The 19,438-nt window shown below is 67.7% G+C and carries 14 protein-coding genes and 2 tRNA genes; 10 read left to right on the top strand and 6 right to left on the bottom strand.

Features of this window, described 5'->3' with window-relative positions; translation table 11 throughout:
- Nucleotides 1-17 precede the first annotated feature (17 nt).
- Nucleotides 18-2,660 (bottom strand): glycoside hydrolase family 9 protein, encoded by a 2,643-nt coding sequence (locus TF1_RS07435; RefSeq protein ID WP_061783773.1) that lies wholly within the window; start codon nt 2,658-2,660, stop codon nt 18-20.
- A gap of 457 nt (nt 2,661-3,117) precedes the next feature.
- On the opposite strand from TF1_RS07435, the gene TF1_RS07440 reads away from it, so the two are divergent.
- Nucleotides 3,118-4,374, top strand: a complete 1,257-nt coding sequence (locus TF1_RS07440) for a glutamate-5-semialdehyde dehydrogenase (protein ID WP_011292598.1) — start codon at nt 3,118-3,120, stop codon at nt 4,372-4,374.
- 263 nt (nt 4,375-4,637) lie between these two features.
- A complete protein-coding gene (locus tag TF1_RS07445; protein ID WP_016189002.1) occupies nt 4,638-5,237 on the top strand; it encodes a DUF1349 domain-containing protein in 600 nt (199 codons plus the stop codon).
- 14 nt (nt 5,238-5,251) lie between these two features.
- Here TF1_RS07445 and TF1_RS07450 read toward each other — a convergent pair whose 3' ends face one another.
- Together TF1_RS07450 and TF1_RS07455 are read right to left on the bottom strand one after the other, a co-directional pair.
- Nucleotides 5,252-7,240: a glycosyltransferase family 2 protein gene (locus TF1_RS07450; RefSeq protein WP_011292596.1), complete on the bottom strand. Its 1,989-nt coding sequence runs from the start codon at nt 7,238-7,240 to the stop codon at nt 5,252-5,254.
- Between the two features lie 438 nt (nt 7,241-7,678).
- Entirely contained in the window at nt 7,679-8,719 is a 1,041-nt protein-coding gene (locus TF1_RS07455; protein ID WP_011292595.1) for a M48 family metallopeptidase, read from the bottom strand.
- Nucleotides 8,720-8,873: 154 nt separating this feature from the next.
- Between TF1_RS07455 and nadD the strand changes: the two genes are divergently transcribed.
- From nadD to TF1_RS07490, 7 genes are all read left to right on the top strand, one after another.
- Complete coding sequence (nadD, locus tag TF1_RS07460; RefSeq protein WP_011292594.1) at nt 8,874-9,512, top strand: nicotinate-nucleotide adenylyltransferase; 639 nt, start codon at nt 8,874-8,876, stop codon at nt 9,510-9,512.
- Between the two features lie 38 nt (nt 9,513-9,550).
- On the top strand, nt 9,551-9,955 hold the full coding sequence (gene rsfS / locus TF1_RS07465; RefSeq protein ID WP_011292593.1) for a ribosome silencing factor: 405 nt from the start codon (nt 9,551-9,553) through the stop codon (nt 9,953-9,955).
- 45 nt (nt 9,956-10,000) lie between these two features.
- Nucleotides 10,001-10,627, top strand: coding sequence for a histidine phosphatase family protein (locus TF1_RS07470; protein WP_011292592.1), 627 nt, complete (start codon nt 10,001-10,003; stop codon nt 10,625-10,627).
- A 72-nt stretch (nt 10,628-10,699) separates the two neighbouring features.
- Nucleotides 10,700-10,772, top strand: a tRNA-Ala gene (locus TF1_RS07475).
- Between the two features lie 422 nt (nt 10,773-11,194).
- Nucleotides 11,195-11,267, top strand: a tRNA-Ala gene (locus tag TF1_RS07480).
- A gap of 443 nt (nt 11,268-11,710) precedes the next feature.
- Entirely contained in the window at nt 11,711-13,171 is a 1,461-nt protein-coding gene (locus TF1_RS07485) for a pectate lyase family protein (protein ID WP_016189000.1), read from the top strand.
- A 232-nt stretch (nt 13,172-13,403) separates the two neighbouring features.
- On the top strand, nt 13,404-15,440 hold the full coding sequence (locus TF1_RS07490; protein ID WP_038043967.1) for an ATP-dependent DNA helicase: 2,037 nt from the start codon (nt 13,404-13,406) through the stop codon (nt 15,438-15,440).
- Between the two features lie 16 nt (nt 15,441-15,456).
- Here the strand turns inward: TF1_RS07490 and TF1_RS07495 are convergent, their stop codons facing one another.
- The 3 genes from TF1_RS07495 to TF1_RS07505 all read right to left on the bottom strand — a co-directional run bounded on the left by TF1_RS07495 (nt 15,457) and on the right by TF1_RS07505 (nt 17,782).
- Nucleotides 15,457-15,978 (bottom strand): DUF6315 family protein, encoded by a 522-nt coding sequence (locus TF1_RS07495; protein WP_016188998.1) that lies wholly within the window; start codon nt 15,976-15,978, stop codon nt 15,457-15,459.
- Nucleotides 15,979-16,159: 181 nt separating this feature from the next.
- On the bottom strand, nt 16,160-17,404 hold the full coding sequence (locus TF1_RS07500; RefSeq protein WP_011292588.1) for an AI-2E family transporter: 1,245 nt from the start codon (nt 17,402-17,404) through the stop codon (nt 16,160-16,162).
- 30 nt (nt 17,405-17,434) lie between these two features.
- Nucleotides 17,435-17,782 (bottom strand): hypothetical protein, encoded by a 348-nt coding sequence (locus TF1_RS07505; protein ID WP_011292587.1) that lies wholly within the window; start codon nt 17,780-17,782, stop codon nt 17,435-17,437.
- Between the two features lie 160 nt (nt 17,783-17,942).
- On the opposite strand from TF1_RS07505, the gene TF1_RS07510 reads away from it, so the two are divergent.
- Entirely contained in the window at nt 17,943-19,379 is a 1,437-nt protein-coding gene (locus TF1_RS07510) for a hypothetical protein (RefSeq protein WP_011292586.1), read from the top strand.
- The last annotated feature ends 59 nt before the right edge of the window (nt 19,380-19,438 follow it).

Consider the following 19,438-nt stretch of genomic DNA (forward strand, 5'->3'; position numbering starts at 1 on the left):
CGGCCGCGGTTGCCGTGTTAGGCGAGGGCGCAGGGCTCGCCGTTGAGGGTGAAATCGGTGGGAGGTGTGTTGCTGCCGCTCCAGGAGCCGTTGAAGCCGACCTCGACGGTGGCTCCAGGCGCCAGGGAGCTGTTCCAGGACATGGGGGTGGCGGTCACGGCGGCCCCGTCCTGGCGCCACGTGGCGTTCCACCCGTGGGTGACCTGCTGGCCAGCGGGGAAGGTGAAGGAGAGCTCCCAGCTGGAGAGCGGGGCCGTGCCGTGGTAGGTGATCCGGATCGAAGCGGTGAATCCGGAGTCCCAGTCGTTGGTGCTGTAGCCCACCGTGCAGGAGGCGTCAGGCCCGCCGCCGTTCTCGGCCAGCGTGGTGAAGGAGACGGTACTCCGCTGGGAGACGTTGCCCGCGTTGTCCCGGGCCACGACAGCCGCGATGTAGGTGGTGTCGGGTTCTAGACCGGTCAAGGTGAAGCTGGTCCGGGTGGTGGATCCCACCTTCTGCTCCTGGCCTGTGCCGGCGCGGAGGAAGACGTCGTACCCGGCTACGCCGCTGCCGCCGGTGTCGCTGGACGCGGACCAGGTGAGCACGGCGCTGGTGGAGGTGACGTCCCGGACCGCGGGGGAGCCGGGCGCGCTCGGCGGGGTCACGTCCTCGCCGGGTTCTTCGCCGCCTCCCGGTCCTTCTCCGCCGCCGGGCTCTTCCCCTTCCTCGGGGGCGGTGCCCCACACCGGTACACCGTCGTCGTAGAGCACGATGTACGGGGCGGGGGCGAGTTCGTTGCCGATGCCTTGGAAGGACCAGTCGTTGGAGGGGTCCCATCCGGGGCCGCCGGCGATGCGGAACTGGACTTCGCGGCGGTGCTCCGACTGGCCGCCGGGGAAGATCTTCTCCCCGGTGCAGTCGATCTCCACGTAGTACAGGTCGCCGGAGACGTGGTGGACGTCCTCCGGGGTGGCGCACTGGTTGTAGGCGGAGCTCACCGTGATGTCCGCGGGGTCCACGCCTTCATCGAGGGTGAACCAGTACCGGAAGGTGCCCTTGTCCAGCATCCGGGCCGGCCAGCCCGACTGGTTGCGGATCATGGCTTTGATCTCGGTGAACGTGGTGCCCGGCGTGTTGATCTGGGCTTCCACGAAGATCTCCGGTCCGTCGGGCTCCTCGGTGGGCGGGAAGTCCGCCAGCGGGGTGCCGCCGTACTCTTCGACCAGCATGGCCAGCGCGCTGGAGAATCCGGCGTTGTAGTCGGTGGCGACTTCGTTGGCGACGTAGTCCTGCCGGTCGTCGGTGTAGGCGTCGTTCGGGGAGCCGGGACCGCCGACGAGGGCGCCGTAGAGGACGTGCCGGTTCTCCGCGGGCGAGGCGATGCTGTCGGTCAACGACCCGTGCGCGGTGCGGTGGTGGGGGTTGCGCGGCGGGTTGTTGCCGAAGCCCACCACGTAGCTGGAGTTCCGCGGGTTGTCGCCGAGCGCGTAGTTGATCTGCCGCACCGCGAAGTCGTGGTACCGCTGCTTGCGGACGGGGTCGTCGATCACCTTGGCGTAGACGAGGGCGACGAACGCGGTGTTAGCGGCGTAGCGCAGGGCTCCCCAGGTGTCGAGCACAGCCATCCCGCCGGGGGAGTAGGGCACGCGCTGGCCGTTGACGCCGACCGTCCAGTAGTCGAGCCACCGGTTGGCGTCGTCGATGTATTTTTGCTTGCCGGTTTCCTTGGCGAGCAGCACGTAGGTGCCGTAGGACTTGTCGTCCCAGGCGATGGTCCACCGGTAGCTGCGGAGGTCGGTCTGCTGCTCGGTGGAGAGGAAGTCGTACTCGTACTCGGCCTTCGCCAAGTAGGAGTCGTCCCCGGTGGCCTTGTACAGCCAGTAGGCGCCCCAGACGAGCTCGTCCTGGTAGCCCGACCAGGAGTTGTAGAACGCTCCGGCGGGCACGCAGTCGGAGTACACGCCGCGGTAGGTGTCGGCGAACGTGTAGAGCTGCTTGGCGTGCTGCACGAGGGTGGCCGCGTACGCAGGGTCGTCGTCGGCGAACACGATGGAGGACGCGGCCATGGCCGCGGCGGTTTCGGCTGCGACGTCGCTGCCCGGGCAGGAGGGGTCCACTTTGAAGCTGGGCCGCTCCATCGGCATGACTTCGGCCGGACCCCACCACTTGTGGTCGGCGTCGCCGTCGCCGACCTGCACGTACAGCACGTTGGGCGAGGGGTGGGCTTTGATGAAGTAGTCGTTGACCCAGCGCAGGTTGTCCTTGAGGTAGGGCATCTGGCCGGAGCGGATGTAGCCTTCCGGGCTTTCGATGGCGCCCCAGGCGAGCATGGTCGCGGTGAAGGCCATGGGGAAGCCGAATTTCACGTGGTCGCCGGCGTCGTACCAGCCGCCGGTGAGGTCGAGTCCCACGTCCGCGCCGTCGTTGAGCCCGGAGTCGCCGCGCCAGGAGACCCGGTTGTTCTCCGGGAGTTTCCCGGAGCGTTGGGCCTCGTAGAAGAACATCGACTTCTGGAGGGCTTCGGCGTAGTTGAACGCCGGTTCGGCGTGGGCGGTTCCCGTGGCCAAGGGGACGCCCAGCATGCCCGCGGTGAGGGCCGCGGTAGCTCCCAGGGAAGTGAGGAAGCGGCGCGCCCGGCTGTGACGGCCGCGTCGGCGGGGAGGAGGTTCAGTGACGGACATGGGGTCTCCAGGGGGATTGTGCGAACACACCGGTGTGGGAGCGCTCCCAGTTTGGTGTTGGCTCTCTGTGAAGTGACGTCTCCAGCATGGTGCGACGTGGTGACCGATTGCGTCAATGGGTGAACCTTAAGTAGTCGCCCTTCGCGTGCGGCTGACACGGAGCAGCGGGGGAGATCTGCTGCCGCTGCCCGTCGGAGCGGCCGCCGCGGCATCCCTGCCCGCCCAGGGTGCGGCCCCGCACGTGGCCCGGGCGCCGTGCCCGGCGGCCCACAGACCGCCTCCCCACAGCTGCAGTGGCGGCGGCCCCGCGACGCCGATACCGTTGTGCGTGGGACGGCGGAACACATCCGGACCCCACCGTCTGCGGCGCTGGGCTCCGATCCGGGGAGCGGACCGCCGCTACCCGCGCCGTCCAAAGCGGTGTGTAGGACAACCGACTGCAGAAAGCGAAGACACCATGACTGACATCGAGCGGGACGTCCGCAAGGTCGCTGAGCGCGCTCGGGACGCCGCCGCAGACCTCGCCCCGCTCAGCCGGGACGCTAAGGACGAGGCGCTCACCGCCGTGGCCGACGCCTTGCGCGAGCGGACCGAGGAGATCGTCGCGGCCAACGCCAAGGACGTCGCTCAAGCCAGGGAGAACGGCATCAGCGAGGCGATGATCGACCGCCTCACCCTGACCCCCGCCCGTATCACCGCGATCGCGGACGCGGTCCACGAGATCGTCGAACTGCCTGACCCGGTCGGCGAAGTCGTCCGCGGCAAGACCCTGCCCAACGGGCTGGAACTGCGCCAGATCCGGGTTCCGCTCGGTGTCATCGGCATCATCTACGAGGGGCGTCCCAATGTGACCGTGGACGCCGCCGCGCTCTGCCTCAAGAGCGGAAACGCTGTCCTGCTGCGGGGCTCCTCCTCCGCGTACTCCTCCAACACGGTCCTCACCGACGTGATCCGCCAGGCGCTGGCCAGCACGCGGGTGCCGGTCGACGCCGTGCAGATGGTGCCCGGCAAGAGCCGCGAGTCGGTCAAGCACCTGATGCGGGCCCGCGGCCTGGTAGACGTCCTCATCCCGCGCGGCGGTGCCTCGCTCATCCAGACCGTGGTCAACGAGTCCACGATCCCCGTGATCGAGACCGGCACCGGAAACTGCCACGTCTACGTCGACGAAGCAGCCGACCTCGACCAGGCGCTGAAGATCGTGCTCAACAGCAAGACCCAGCGCTGCTCGGTGTGCAACGCCAGCGAAACCCTGCTCGTCCACGCCGGTATCGCCGACGCCTTCCTGCCGCGGGCGCTGGCCGAACTGCGCGAGGCCGGAGTCACCATCCACGGCGATGAGCGGGTCCGCTCCTACGACAGCAGCGTGGTGCCCGCCACCGAAGAGGACTGGGCCACCGAGTACCTCTCCTTGGACCTGGCGGTCCGCGTCGTGGACTCCCTGGACGAGGCCGTGGCGCATATCCGCGCCTACTCTTCGGCGCACACCGAGGCCATCATCACCGACTCCCAGGCAGCGGCACGCCGCTTCGTCTCCCTGGTGGACTCCGCGGCCGTCATGGTCAACGCCTCCACCCGCTTCACCGACGGCGGCGAGTTCGGCTTCGGTGCGGAGATCGGCATCTCCACCCAGAAGCTGCACGCACGCGGTCCGATGGGCCTGCCGGAATTGACCACCACCAAGTACGTGGTTACCGGGGAAGGCCACGTGCGCTGACCAGCGCTGTGCCGCCGCGGCCCGCACCTCGCAGCCGGGGAGCGGAGCCGCGGCGGCTCCCGTTCCCCGCCCAGCGGGATCGTTCCGCCGCAGAGCCGCCGCGCAGCGGCACGGGGGAGAGGACAACGGCCATGGCCGAAGCGGCAGGCCGCCTCCCCGCGGCCGCTTTCGGTAGGGCGGTCCGGATGCGGGAAGGTCTTGTCACAGAGCGTGGCCGTGGTGGAGGATCACGGCGACTCCCCAGCGTCCACGAGAGGACCCCCATGCCTGAACCGGTAACCATCCCCGCCCTTCCCGCCTCGCTGACCTGGTGGAACACCCCGGTCGACTTCGCGGTGACCGGACCGGACAGCCTCTGTATCACCGCTGGAGCACGGACGGACGTGTTCAGCGACCCGAACGGGACGGTCCGCATCGCGAACGCCCCTGCCCTCCTGGCGGGACTCGACGGGGATTTCACCCTCGCTGCGCGCGTCAGCCCGAGCCTCCACGCCACCTACGACGCCGGCGTGCTGTTCCTCTACGTCGACGAGGACAACCACGCCAAGTTGTGCCTGGAGCTGTCCCCGCAAGGCCAGCCGACCATCGTGTCGGTGGTGACCCGCGACGGTGTCTCCGACGACTGCAATTCGCTAGCGGTCGAGGGGGAAGCCATGCTGCGGATCACCCGGACCGGAGGCGCCTACGCCTTCCACACCAATCTCGGCGACGGGTGGTGGCACCTGATCCGCTACTTCGCGCTCCCCGGTCCTGCCCGGGCGGGCTTCCTCGCCCAGTCCCCCACGGGAGAGGGGCAGACGGTGCATTTTACGGAGATCGCGTACACGTCCGCCCCGCCCGCGGACCTGCGTGGGGGACAGTGAACAAGACAGCGGGATCAGCGGCGGAGGCCGAGATCACGGGCTAGGCGGCCTGCCCGGCGCCGGAGCGCCCGGTAGAGGCGGCCCATCCGGGCACGCAACGACCGGGACGGGTGCTGCACCTTGACCGACCAGTGGAACAGGCCCCGGCTGAGCCGGAGCCGCAGCGGGATGGGACGCTCCGCCGTCTCCACGACGAGTTCCCACTGCCCCGGACCGGAGACGTGGGGCACGTCAGCGGTGAGGACGGAGTGCGGGTTGGTCGCGCTGGCCGAATCGGGCCGCACACTTGCCGCGCTCTCTACCTTCTCCCCGTTGCCGACCAAGCACAGCGGCAACCCGATGCGCTCGTCGCTGGTGTGCAGGGCCAGCGGGATCCGCAATTGCAGGCCGTCGCTGTTGCGGACCACAGCCGGGCGCTCCTGCGGGGGGATGAGCGCCGGGAGTTTCTGCCAGGGGTCGTCGGCGGTGACCACCAGGTGGTTCTTCGCGTTGTAGCTGGGGGTCACCAGCACCGGGGGTGTGTTGTCGAGGTGGACGAAGGCGGGGACCCGCGTGGCCTCCGCTGCGGGGGAGCGCAGCGGACCAAGCGTGAAATCGCAGCTCACGCCGCCCAAGTCGATGCGGGAGACGAACCACCACTTGCCGAGCAGGGGGCCGCCCAGGTTGCCGCGCTGGATGTCAAGCGTGACCGTCCCGACCAGCCGGACCGTGAACCGGTCCGCACCCACCGGTTCTTCGAGGAGGGTGAACGAGGTCGGCACGGTGACATCTGCGCCGAGCTTCTTATTGCGGGCGAAGGTACGCAGCTTGATCCGTTTCAGCGCCGCGGTGACCTCGGCGGCCTCGCACACCTCCGGGTGGGAGAGCACGGCGGTCGGGAGGTCCCAGTAGACCGATTCGGCGGAGCGCACGAATTCCAGGGGCCGCTGGTCGCTTTTGCGCACCAGGGTGCTCTCCACGTCCACGTACAGCACCGAGCCGTCCCACCGGTATCCGGTCACCGTGGTGTGCTGTCCCAGGTCGTGTTCGAACTCGGCGACGTGGCGGACAAGGTCGAACTGTCCGGTCCGCAGCGCGGTAGCGCGCAGCCGGGAGAACGGGTTGAGTCTGGCGTCCACCCGTTCGGGGATGCGGCGTTGGACGAGCGAGTGGGCGACGGTGTGGAGGACCTCCGCGGTCTGCTCGGGCAGCCGCAAGTATTTAGCCCCTTGCATCTGCCCTAGCAGTTTCGACCGGTACCACTGCGCCAGCAGGGTGTCGCGGAACTCTCCCGGTTCGGTTTCGGCTTCGATGATGTCGATGATCCGCTCGACACTGCCGAGGTAGTCCTCGGGGTCGGGAGGGGTGCGGAACGAGATATTCCCGAAGTTTTCGTCCTTGTGCCGCACCCAGTAGTAGCAGGTGTAGTCGTGGACTACCGAGACCGAGGCGGCGCGCAGGTAGGCGGGGAGCATGAACATGTGGTCCTCGAGCCGGACTTTCCCTTCGGGGAAGCGCAGCCCGTGGGAGCGGACGAACTCGGTGCGGAAGAGCTTGTGCACCGTCAGCGTGGTGAGCAGGATGCGGTGGGTGCGCAGTGTCGCCCCGGACAAGGGTCTTTGGAAGATCTCCCGGGGCGCTCTCCGGCCGATGCCCGCCATCCGGCCGATCACGATGTCAGCGGAGTCCTCCCGGGCTTTGGCGACCAGGCGCTCTAAGGCTTCCGCGCCGAGGTAGTCGTCATCGTCCATGAAGAAGAGGTACTCGCCTCGGGCGCGGTCGATGCCGATGTTGCGGGGGCGTCCAGGCCAGCCGGAGTTCTCGATGTGCACGACCGAGAAGTTCTCTTCGCCAGCGAGTTCCGTGTCGAGCAGCTCCCCGGTCCCGTCAGTGGAACCGTCGTCGACGTAGATGACTTCGAAGCGAGAGCGGGGCAGAGTCTGCGCGCGCAGCGATTCAAGCCCAGCTAGTACCCCCCGGCCGGTGTTGTGGACCGGAATGATGACGGTCACATCGATGGACATGATTCCCCGTTTCCCCCTGTAGTGATGCTGCCTTTGCGTGGCGCACGCGGACCAGTGCAAGAAAAGACGCATGGCAGGGCACGGTCCGTGCACTTACATCACTCGTGTTCGAGGCTTTTGGTTTACCGAGCCTTTTGCTTTCTTTTAGGCGCGGGAAACACGAGAGGGCTGGGATGGCGGGGCGGTGCGGCGCCCGGACCGAGCAGCACGCGTCTCATCTGCACCGATACCCACGAACGGCAGACGTCATACGAGTGCATCCTCACCCGGACAGGTCAGATGCGGTGGAGCACATCCCTTTGATGTGAACCAATTCACATCGGAAATGGAGAGGGAGGGCTGGATTTTTCTTACATAAATTTTATATTTCTCATTTATGCAGAAAAAGGAAATCCGGGACCTGCATCCTACGGGAAATGGTCGGACCACTGGCCGGGGTCAGGCGGTGGTGCGGCGTCCCGGGCCGTTGCGCCACCGGTCGGCCATCGAGTCGAAGATCTTGCTGCCCGTGGCCGCCGCGCCGCTCACCACATCGCGCAAAGTGCCCACCAGCGGATCAGAGGTGCGCTCCCACGCCTCCCGGTACGAGCGGGCCGCGCTGCGGGCCTCCTCGCTGATGCGGGCGTCGGTATCGGTGTCCCGCCGGGGGTAGTCGCCGGTGAGGATGCGCTGGTAGGAGCCCTCTGCGATCCAGCGGTCCAGTTCCGCGAGCCGGACCACCGCGAACGGATGGGTCTGCCCCTGGGTGATGAGGAGTTTGATGAACCCGTCGCGGATGTCCTCAGCAGCGTCGTACTCCCGGGCCTGGTCGAGGAAAGCGTCGACGTTCATCTCGGCCAGCCGTGAACCCCCGGCGAGCTTCATCAGCGCCCGCTTGGCCGCTTCCGGGTTCTGGCAGGTGAGCAGCCCGGCACGGTCACAGGACAGCTCTGATTTGCGGTACCACTCCTCCAGCGCCGCAACGATCGCGCGCAGGCCGACATAGCCCAGGGGGAACCAGGCGACCCGCGCCGCCAGCCGAACCAGAGCCAGCAGCATGGTGCGGTAGACGGCGTGCCCGGACAGGATGTGCCCTACCTCGTGCCCCACCACGAACCGCTGCTCTTCAGGACCGAGCAGGTCGACCAGGCCCGTGGTCACGACGATGAAAGGACGGCTGCTGCCGATCGCCATGGCGTTGGGCTGCGGGTTCATCTGGATGTACAGCTCTGGAACCCGGTCGAGGTCCAGCACGTAGGCGGCGTCGCGCACATAGTCGTGGATGTCGGGGAACTGGCGCTCGTCGACCCGTACCGCGCTGGCCAGGAACATCAGCCGCAGCGCCCGCTCGTTGAAGAGGCCGGAGAGCCGCTTGAAGACTTCGTCGAAGCCGCGCAGCGACCGCAAGGCGACGAGGGCGCCGCGGTCCGCGGGATGCTCGTAGGCGCGCGAAGAGATGTTGCGGAGCCGGACGCGAGCACGGTCTGGAGTAGTAGCCATGCCTGAATGCTATGCGTGACTATGCCGAGAATCTACGGTTTGCGGATACGGGGAGGGCGGTGTCCAGGGGAGGGGTGCTCACAGTGGTCGAAACCGGGATGACTACTCTCGAAACCGGAGGAGTAGCCCCAACGACGGGGATGAGACGAGAGCGGTGACCGTGCCCGAGGAGAAGACGATTACGCGGGGGAAGAGAAAACCGCGCCGTATCGGAATCATGGGTGGCACCTTCGACCCCATCCACAACGGACACTTGGTGGCCGGCAGCGAGGTGGCCCACCTGTTCAACCTCGACGAGGTGATCTTTGTCCCCGCTGGAAACCCCTGGCAGAAGCAGCAGCAGGGGAAGCGGGTCACCCCGGCCGAGCACCGCTACTTGATGACGGTGATCGCCACCGCGGAGAACCCCCAGTTCCGGGTGAGCCGGATCGAGATCGACCGTGAAGGGCCCACCTACACGATCGATACGCTGCGCGAGATGCGCCGGCAGTACGGCCCTGACGTGGAGTTGTTCTTCATCACGGGAGCGGATGCGCTGAGCGCGATTTTGAGCTGGCACAACGCGGATGAACTTTTCGAACTCGCGCATTTCGTAGGCTGTAACCGACCGGGGCACCAGCTCGCCGATCCCGGTCTGCCCGAGGGGAAGGTCTCCCTGGTGGAGATCCCGGCCCTGGCGATCTCCTCGACCGAGTGTCGAGAACGCGTCCGTAAAGGCGAGCCCATCTGGTATCTGGTGCCCGACGGTATTGTCCGCTACATCAACAAGACCGGGCTGTACCTCGATGACTAGCAGGCGAGGGAGCAGCCCACGAGAGGCAGCCATTACCTGTGACCGCTACGGAACGGACTGTTGAACTTGTCACCATTGCGGCCACCGCCGCGGCCGACAAACTCGCGCAGGACATTGTTGCCTACGATGTCAGCGATCAGCTCGTCATCACTGACGCTTTCCTCTTGTGCTCCGCGCCCAACGACCGCCAGGTCAGGGCGATCGTAGACGAGATCGAGGAACGCCTGTATCGGCAGGCGAAAGCCAAGCCGGTGCGCCGGGAAGGCGAACACGAGGGCCGTTGGGTACTGCTGGACTACGTTGACCTCGTCGTGCACGTCCAGCACGAAGAGGAGCGCGGTTACTACAGTTTGGAGCGGCTGTGGAAGGACTGCCCCCAGATCGAGCTGCCTCAGGCGGCTCAGGGCGTCGACCACACCGCGAACGGCTCGAGCAGTGAGTGAGTCGTCGCCCGATTAACCGCTCTCTTCGCGGACAGGAGTGACCTGGTGACCGAAACCCGCCGCGTGATCTGCTGGCGCCACGGGCAGACCGACTGGAACATCGAGAACCGCTTCCAAGGCCAGCGCGATGTTCCCCTGAACGAGACCGGACTCGCCCAGGCGGAACGGGCTGCCCGACTGCTTGCCCAACTGCGACCCGATGCGATCGTCGCCTCTGACCTGCAGCGGGCCGCGGACACGGCGCGGGCCCTGGCCCGCATCGTCGGCCTGCCCGTGACGTACGACCCCGCGCTGCGGGAGCGCTTCGGCGGCCCGTGGGAGGGGCTGACCCGCGCGGAGATCGCCGCGGGATGGCCCGAGCGGTTGCCCACCATGGACATCCCCGGCGGTGAAGACTTGGGCACCGTCGGCAAACGAGTCGCAGAAGCCATCCAGCGCGGCTTGGAGAAAGTCCCGGAGGGCGGAACCCTCGTCGTGGTAGGCCATGGTGCCGCGTTGCGCGCCGGCATCCACACGATGCTCGGCCTCCAGGCAGACCAGTGGGAGGTGCTGGGCACGTTGAGCAACTGCTCCTGGTCTGTCCTCGGGCCGAGCCGTTCTGGCGGCTGGCGGCTGCTGGAGTACAACGCCAGGAGCCTGCCCGAGGAGAAGGTCCTGGGCGACGACCGCTAACTGTTTCGACTAACGCGGGGAATTCCGCTATTGTTCTGGAAGTCAGCGGGACACGTCCCGCGGACTCCACACGGGGCTATGGCGCAGTTGGTAGCGCGCTTCCATGGCATGGAAGAGGTCTGGGGTTCGAATCCCCATAGCTCCACTCCATAGGCACACATCACGGGCCTCACCAGCACCGGTGGGGCCCGTGATGCATTGTGCGGAGCCGGTGCAGCAAGGGCCTGTCACACCACAGCGCACCTCCCGGCACAACGGGTGCCGCCTCCGCGCTGTCTCCTGGATGAGCCCCATACGCGGGGCGGACTGGGTGAAGGCTGCTGTGCCGTCGGGAGCAGAGCTCCGACCATGGGGGTGGGAGAAAGTGAGGAGCGCCACTCACCAGTATGGGAAAGCGGTTTCTTGAAGGGGTGGGGCAGAGCCCAGGCCCGATCAAGCTGGACAGCGACCCTGGTCCATCGGGGTTTCCGGCCTTCGAGCCGAGGAGAAAGCGGTCCCGTTCCCCCGCGGCGGGAGCAAGATGTACCGACCACTCCTGGAGATCGGGTAGAGTGGGTGATGACCCAAGGGGCTATGGCGCAGTTGGTAGCGCGCTTCCATGGCATGGAAGAGGTCTGGGGTTCGAATCCCCATAGCTCCACAGCAAGACCCGCGGAGTCGGTGGAATTCTCTCCACTGCCCGCGGGTCTTTTTCCTTGCTGGACATCCTGCATCCGGTAGCGCAGCTCCCCGATCGGTCCTGGGCAGCGAGCCATGGTGCGCCCACCGGGCTCCGGAGAGCTGCGGGGCGGTCGGCACTGGCGGCCGCCCCGCTCTCAGCGGTGTCGCGCACTCGATAGGGAGTACGGCCGCCCAGCAGGCAGACCCCCAAGACGCAGGGGCGGGCAGCGTCCGTCGAGTCCTCCTGCCACCAAAAATCGGTGTGATCCTCTTGACACGGAAAGCGCTTTCTTTATGCTCAAGGAAAGCACCTCGGTGCTTACGAACTACTACGGAAGGTAAACGGTGGGACGATCAATTACGCGTCGACTCGCCTCGACGCTAGCCACAGCGGCCGTGGTGACAGCAGGTCTAACCCTACCGGTGTCCCCGGCATCGGCGCAGACCGGCAGCGCCACCGGCTACGCAGCCCTCAACGGCGGAACGACGGGCGGTGCGGGCGGACAGGTGGTCCGAGCCACCACAGGAACCGAGATCCACCAAGCCCTGTGCCAGCGGCCCAGCACCAGCACCCCAATCATCATCCAGGTCGAAGGAACCATCAACCACGGCAACACCTCCAAGGTGTCCGGACCGGGATGCGACACCGCCAGTGACAAGATCGAACTCAAGAAGATCAGCAACGTCACAATCGTCGGTGTCGGCAACGGAGCCCTGTTCGACCAGATCGGCATCCACATCCGGGAATCCCGGAACATCATCATCCAGAACGTGCACATCCGGAACGTCAAGAAGTCCGGATCACCCACGTCTAACGGCGGCGACGCCATCGGCATGGAGAAGGACGTCCGCAACGTCTGGGTGGACCACGTCACCTTGGAGGCCTCGGGCGGTGAGTCGGAGGGCTACGACGGCCTCTTCGACCTCAAGGACAACACCCAGTACGTCACCCTCTCCTACAGCATCCTCCGTAACTCTGGCCGCGGAGGACTGATCGGATCCAGCGAGAGCGACCTCTCCAACGGTTACATCACCTTCCACCACAACCTGTACGAGAACATCGACTCGCGGACGCCCCTGCTGCGCGGCGGCGTGGCGCACATGTACAACAACCACTACGTGCGCCTCAACAACTCCGGCATCAACTCCCGGGCCGGGGCACGCGCCAAAGTGGAGAACAACTACTTCCAGAACTCCAAGGACGTCCTGGGCACCTTCTACACCAACGAGCGGGGCTACTGGGAGGTCCGCGGCAACATCTTCGACAACGTGACCTGGTCCAGCCAGGGCAACGAGAACTACCCTGCCGGACCTAACCCGCAGTCCACCACATCGGTGAGCATCCCCTACTCATACCGGCTTGACGACGCCGGCTGCGTGCCGCAGATCGTGAGCCAGACCGCGGGCGCGAACAAGGGCAACCGGGTCTCCGACGGCAACTGCCGGGCAGAGGATCCGGGCAACCCCGATCCGGGCAATCCGGATCCGGGGAACCCTGACCCGGGCACCCCGCCCGGCGGCACCAACCTCAGCATCGGTGCCGACGCCGACGGCTCCAGCAAGGCCAGCGGGACCAGCTACAAGAACGTCATCGACGGCGACATGAGCACCTACTGGTCGCCGAGCGGCTCCACCGGCCGCATCTCGGTCAAGTGGGGCTCGAACGTGACGGTGTCCGCGATCCACATCCGCGAGGCGGCTGGGGCCGTGGGCAACATCGGCTCCTGGCGGGTCGTCAACAATGACACCGGCGCCGTCCTGGCCACGGGAACCGGGGCGGGAGTCATCACCTTCACCCCCACCACGCTGCGGAAGATCAACTTCGAGATCCTCAGCTCGAACGGCACTCCGCGGGTGGCCGAGTTCGAAACCTACGCCGGCTAACCGCTGAGCCAACACGCCGGCAGCCGTAAGACAGCCGGAACCAAGCTCCCCGGCACCGCGGCCCTGGCGGACACCCGCCAGGGCCGTACCGTGCCACCGCCCCAGAGGCACCCGGCACAGCGCACCGACCAGCCAGGGCGTGCCCGCGGTGAGAACCCCCGCGGGAGACCGCCCTGGCTCTCCTGTGGACAACCGGCCGAACCTGCCGCACCGACCCGGTACTGTCAGGGGCGTGTCTGATCTTCCCGACGTCGACGAGCTCCTCGACGCGGCCGTGCGCGCCCTCAACGGCACCCGGCGCGACGGCCAGGCGACCATGGCCCGCTCGGTGGCCGCAGCGATCGACAGCCGCGAACACCTCGTCGTGCAGGCCGGCACCGGAACAGGAAAATCCCTGGGCTACCTGGTTCCGGCACTGCGCCACGCGGTCGCCGCCAACGCCACGGTTGTGGTCTCCACCGCCACCATCGCGCTGCAGAACCAGCTCATCGGACGCGACCTGCCGCGGCTCACCGAGGCACTCGAACCGCTGCTGGGCCGCCGTCCCGTCTACGCGATCCTCAAAGGACGGCGCAACTACCTGTGCCGCTACCGCCTCTCCCAGGCAGCGACAGGTCCGGAAGAAGCTGAACTGTTCGACCCGCACCTGCTGTCCTCGCTCGGCCGCCAAGTGCGCCGGCTCCACGAATGGGCGGAGGAGACCCTCACCGGGGACCGCGACGACCTCACCCCGGGGGTGAGCGATCTGGCCTGGCGGCAGGTCTCCGTGGGAGCCAACGAGTGCATCGGGCCCCAGATGTGCCCGGTCAGCGACGACTGTTTTGCGGAGCTCGCCCGGGCCGAGACCATCGGCGCGGACCTCGTCGTCACCAACCACGCCCTGCTCGCTATCGACGCTGTCCAGGGCTACCGGCTGCTGCCCGACCACGACCTGCTCATCGTTGACGAAGCGCACGAGCTCGTCGACCGGGTCACCTCCGTGGCGACTGGGGTGCTCAGTGACCGGAGCATCAGCCTTGCGGCGAAGCGGGCCGCCCCGGTCTGTGACGTGGAACTCACCGAACGCCTCGCAGAGACCGCTGACGGGTTGGCGTTGATGCTCGCCGACACCCCGCCGGGCCGTCTCGACCATCTGCCGGATCCGCTGGCCACCGCCGTAGCCGCAGTCCGGGACGCCGCCCACGCCTGCCTTTCCGCGCTGCCCGAGCCGCCCCGGGACGACCCGCACGCCGCCAGCGCCCGCCGGCTCGCCCTCGCCGGCCTCGAAGAAGTCCACCGCACCGCCGAACGGATCCTCCTCTGCGTCCAGCAGCCCCTCCGGGACCGGCAGGACGTGGTGTGGTTCGCGCGCGGCGCACGGCAGACCCCCGGACTTCGCATCGCTCCCCTGGCTGTCAACCGGACCCTGCGCCAGGCCCTGTTCACCGAGCGCACCACGGTGCTGACCTCCGCCACCCTCGCTCTCGGCGGCTCCTTCGACCTGATGGCCCGGCAGTGGGGACTCGGCCCTCTGCCCGATCATGACCCGGCAGAGGCAGCAGAGCCCGCGGAAACCACTGCCACGCCCTCGGCCGAACCCAGCCCGCTCCGGTGGCGCGCGATCGACGTGGGCTCACCGTTCAACCACGCCCGCAGCGGCATCCTCTACATCGCCACCCACCTGCCCCCGCCGGGCCGGGAGAGCCTCCACCCCGAATACCTCGACGAGATGGCGGAACTCATCGACGCGGCAGGAGGGCGCACCCTCGGCCTGTTCTCCTCCACCCGGGCAGCCGTGCACGCCGCAGAAGAACTCCGGGAACGCCTGCCTTACCCGATCCTGTGCCAGGGGGACGACTCCACCGGCCACCTCGTCCAGCAGTTCGCTGCAGACGAGGCCACCTGTCTGTTCGGCACCTTGTCACTGTGGCAGGGCGTGGATGTCCCGGGACCGGCGCTGCAACTGGTCATCGTGGACCGCATCCCCTTCCCCCGGCCCGATGACCCGCTGGCCTCGGCCCGGCAGCGCGCGATCGGTGCACAAGGAGGGAACGGGTTCCTCGAAGTCGCGGCTACCCATGCCGCGCTGCTCCTCGCCCAAGGCACCGGGCGGCTCTTGCGGTCCGTCCACGACAAAGGGGTGGTCGCGGTCCTCGACCCGCGGCTGGCCACCGCCCGCTACGGGGCGTTCCTCCGCGCCTCCCTGCCCCCGTACTGGGGAACCACCGACCCCCAAGTGGCCCGGGCGGCGCTGCGGAGACTCCACGAGGCAGCGTCCCGCGCGGCCTGAACCCGCCGACCCGTACTCAGCGGGGCGCTCGGAAACCGAAGAGGCGGATCGCGTAGCCCGGACCGTCGCCGGGAGAGTGGATGTGCCACCGGTCGCTGTGCTCCCCCGTGGTCAGCTCGTACCACAGCAGGTCGATGAGTTTGAGCCGGGCCACGATCGACGAATTCGGGTCGAGGACGAGCGAGTATTTCCGGTCGCTCAATCGCTGGGTGATCATGCCGACCGGCGGACTGTCCCAGATCGCGGGAACAGGAGCGTGCCCCACCTCCACACCGCACCGGCGCAACTGGCTGATCTCCTCTTCCAACGCCTTGGCAGCCAGGGCGTTGTCTAACCGGAGCGCGTCTTCCAGTTCGTCGCGGTCCTCGTCGTCGCGCATGTAGGCGTGGTAGGTCTGCCGTCCGCAGGAGCGGCACATCCGCCGTACCACGCACCGGGCCGCACCGTGGGCAGACTGGGCCTCCCCGATACCGCGGTAGGTGGTGACCCGGCGGATTGCCCCGCAGTCACAGCACAGGGCGGTCAACTCCTGTCTCATTTCCACGACCCCTCCCACGAGTGAGTATGCGATGAGCCTCCCCCGCGGGGGAACCGATTCCACCAGGTGGTTCCTACAAACTGTCTCCACCGGTGTCCAAAAATTCCCTCTTGTTCCTCTTAGTGGCTTGTGGGGCTTGCCAGCGGGTGTTCCGGGAGAGTAGGTTGCGCCCCTCCTCTTCCTAGTCGCCCCGGTTCGTTGGGTTCGGCGGAGAAAGAGAGGCCTCAGCGGAGTCGGAGGGGTCGGCAGACGATCCGGAAGAGGACTCTGACTCCTCCGCCGTGCCCCCGGAGTCGCCCGCGCCCAGCAGCGGGTGCTCGGCCACCTCGTAGCGTCTGATGTAGAAGCTGAGGAAAGTCTGCAAGCTCGCCCCGGCAGGCAGCGCCAGCAGCGCCCCCGGCGCACCCAGGATCGCGACCCCGGCCAGGACGGAGCCGAACGCCACCGCCGGATGCATGTCCAGCGTCTTAGCGGTGATCCGCGGCTGCAGCAGATAGTTCTCGAACTGCTGGTAGACGGTGACGAACACCAGGACCCACAGCGCCGGCCAGAAACCGTCGAGGAGCGCTACGAGCACCGGGAGCGCCCCACCGATGTAGGTGCCCACGGTCGGAATGAACTGGGATAGCACCCCCATCCAGAGGGCCAGCGCGAACGCGAAGGGGATGTCCAAGAGCGCCAGCAGGATGTAGTGGGCCACCGTGCAGATGAGCGCGAGCAGCGCCCGCGAGTAGATGTAGCCGCCGGTCTTCTCGATCGCGATCTCCCAGGCGCGCAGCACCTCCCGCTGGGTGCGCGGTGGCAGCACCGAGCAGATCGTGCGGCGGAACCGCGGGCCGTCCGCACACAGGTAGAAGGTGAACAGCGCGATCGTCAACCCGTCGAAAAGCAGCGCCAGCACGGTGGATCCCGCTCCCACCACGTTGCCCGCGAGCTGGGACGCGTACTCTTCGACCAGCCCGCTGACACTCGTCAGCTCGCTCAGCAGCGTGGTGGGGGAGAAGTCGGTGTGGAACGTGGCGTTCACCCAGGCCAGCAGCGAACGCGTCATCCGGGGCAGATCCGAGACGAACGCGACGACCTGGCCGACAAGCATCGACCCCAGCACGGTGAGGAACAGCACCAGAGTGCCGGCCGCTGCCAGCATCACCGCCCCCGTGGCGAGCCCGCGCGGCCAGCGGTGCCGGTGCAGCCAGTTCACGGCGGGCTCAAGCGCCAGCGCCAGGAACAAAGAGATCAACAGCAGCAGCAACAGCCCTTGGAGCTGCACAAACAGCCACCAGGCGAGCGCCGCGAGAGTGACCACCCACACGACAAGCAGCAGCGCCCGCAGCAGCCATGGCGGCACCTGGGCGGCCGAGCCGGTGAGGGGAGTAGCGCCTTCCGAGGGTGGGCGGTGCCTCACGGATCCGGGGTCGTCACTCATCGGGGCACCACCCTTCACACTCCATCGAAGCTAGTCGAGGGACAAACGGCGCTTGTTGCGGGCCGTCCACTCCCGCATGCGCTTGGGGTAACCAACGAGGTTCACGTCGTAGGCGGGAAGAGCGAGTTTGTGCGCGACCCGGCGCAGCACCTCAGGGGAACCGACCCGTCGACGGATCCACTCCCCGTCGTGGGCGACCGCCACAGCAGTCGTGCCCGTGGCGAACGTCTCCGGCTCGACGTAGAACTCGACGCCTTTCCGACTCTTGGCGAACTCGATCAGCGCCTTGATGTCGGAATCCTCCGCAGGACGATCGTAACGCGCTTTTCTGCCTCGGCGTTGCGCTTTCCGTAGCCCGAAGCGATCCAGCCATCCCATACCGTACTTACTCCTGTCCGTGTCCGCCGCACCACACCCGACCCGCACAGCCCAGTGCCGCTGACTCTAAAGGACACCGTCAAGGACCGCTGTGTCAATCGGGCCGCTGCAGTGATCGCGTTGATACGTTCAGTGCGTGATGCGGGGAGGGAGTGCCACGATGACGTTGTGGGAATGGGTGGCGGAAGCCGCCGACAAGACACGGGCCAACGGACACGAGCAGCTAGCTACCGCGCTGGGGCGCCTGCCGGAACTGGCTGTCCTCGGCGACACCCACCGGATCACCATCGAACTGCCGGCCGCCCTGCGGGCCGCGACCGAGCCGGGGGCCCCGCTCTGGGCCGCCCACTATGTGCGGTACTGGCAGCTCGCCGCGCGTATCCTCCACCACCAGGCAGGCACAGTGGTGTTGGACGAGGTCACCGAACTGGTGCACGCCGCCCACGCCGATCCGGCCCACTGCCCGCCCGGCGCCTGCCCTGCCGTGATCGCCGCTGCCTGCCACGCCAACATCGACGGCCCTGGCCGCACCGTGGAACGGGAGCTCCTGCTCACCACCGCCTTAGAGCACGTCGAACCCGGAACACCCGCCTACACGGCGCTGACCGCGGCCTTCGCTGACCTGCTCAGCGACGTGGGACGCCCGCACGAGGCGGTCGACTTCCTCGACACCCAAGACCAGACGCTCCGCTTCACCGTCGAGCTCGCCGTGGCACGCGTGCGCGCCTTGCACCTCATGGGCCGCGACGAGGAAGCGCTGGCAGTCCTCAACCGGCTTGACAACCAGGTCCCCGTGCTGAGCGGCCCCGACGCCGCCCGCGACGACGTGCACCTCCGGATCCGTTTCGAACGCGCCCGGCTGCTGGCCCGCCTGGCCCGCACCAGACGGCAGTTGGTGGAGGTGGCTGCGGCGGCGCTGCCAGCCGTGGAACTAGCCCAGGCCCACCCGTTCCTCCGGCCGCTGTGGGTGCAGGCCGCAGAAGACCTCGACGCGGCCGGGGTAGCGCTCAACGACTGGCGGCTCGGCGTCCGCCTCACCGGGTGGGTCCGCCACCTGGAGCAGAACGGCGCGCCCCGCCGCCAACTGGAACTGGCGGTGCGAGCAGCCCGGCTCGCCCTGCGCCGCGGCGCCCGCTGGACCGCGCTGAGCATGGTCGAATACGCCCAAGCCGCGGTAGCCCAGATGTGCCGCGAGGACGCGCTCACCGCCGACCTCGCTGCGGTCCGCGCCAGTGTCCGCCAGCTCCCATCGCCGTCGCTTCCGGTCCCCGCAGCTCGCCTGGACTCGTGGCTGTGGAGCAACCACGCCCTGGACCTCAACCCCGAGCAGCGGGCCGACCTGATCTGGGCCGCACTCGCCGAATGCCCGGGGGATGCGGTGCTCCTCGAACGCCTCGGACGCGTAGCCCGGGAACTCGACCTGGCCCGTAACGCAGCGCGAGAGCAGTGGGCAAGGGTCCGCGCGCTCCCCGCCGACGCGACCACCGCGCTCAGCCTGCTGGAATCCCTGCTGCACGACGGGGACATGGAAGGGGTACGGGAACTGGTCGGCCTGCTGGCCACCCTGTCCGAGACGGGTACCGTCCGCCAGCCCTGAACAGCGCGGCACACCGCCGTGGCGCACTGCGCGGGGAATTCAGACGCTGCCGCGGAACA

It is taken from the genome of Thermobifida fusca NBRC 14071 = JCM 3263 (genome assembly GCF_001592045.1).
GTDB classification, from domain to species: Bacteria; Actinomycetota; Actinomycetes; order Streptosporangiales; family Streptosporangiaceae; genus Thermobifida; species Thermobifida fusca.

Excerpts from the sequence above, each read along its gene's own strand:
- TF1_RS07435 (WP_061783773.1), bottom strand. The coding sequence starts at position 2,660 with ATGTCCGTCACTGAACCTCCTCCCCGCCGACGCGGCCGTCACAGCCGG.
- TF1_RS07440 (WP_011292598.1), top strand. The coding sequence starts at position 3,118 with ATGACTGACATCGAGCGGGACGTCCGCAAGGTCGCTGAGCGCGCTCGG.
- TF1_RS07445 (WP_016189002.1), top strand. The coding sequence starts at position 4,638 with ATGCCTGAACCGGTAACCATCCCCGCCCTTCCCGCCTCGCTGACCTGG.
- TF1_RS07450 (WP_011292596.1), bottom strand. The coding sequence starts at position 7,240 with ATGTCCATCGATGTGACCGTCATCATTCCGGTCCACAACACCGGCCGG.
- TF1_RS07455 (WP_011292595.1), bottom strand. The coding sequence starts at position 8,719 with ATGGCTACTACTCCAGACCGTGCTCGCGTCCGGCTCCGCAACATCTCT.
- TF1_RS07495 (WP_016188998.1), bottom strand. The coding sequence starts at position 15,978 with ATGAGACAGGAGTTGACCGCCCTGTGCTGTGACTGCGGGGCAATCCGC.
- TF1_RS07500 (WP_011292588.1), bottom strand. The coding sequence starts at position 17,404 with ATGAGTGACGACCCCGGATCCGTGAGGCACCGCCCACCCTCGGAAGGC.
- TF1_RS07505 (WP_011292587.1), bottom strand. The coding sequence starts at position 17,782 with ATGGGATGGCTGGATCGCTTCGGGCTACGGAAAGCGCAACGCCGAGGC.
- TF1_RS07510 (WP_011292586.1), top strand. The coding sequence starts at position 17,943 with ATGACGTTGTGGGAATGGGTGGCGGAAGCCGCCGACAAGACACGGGCC.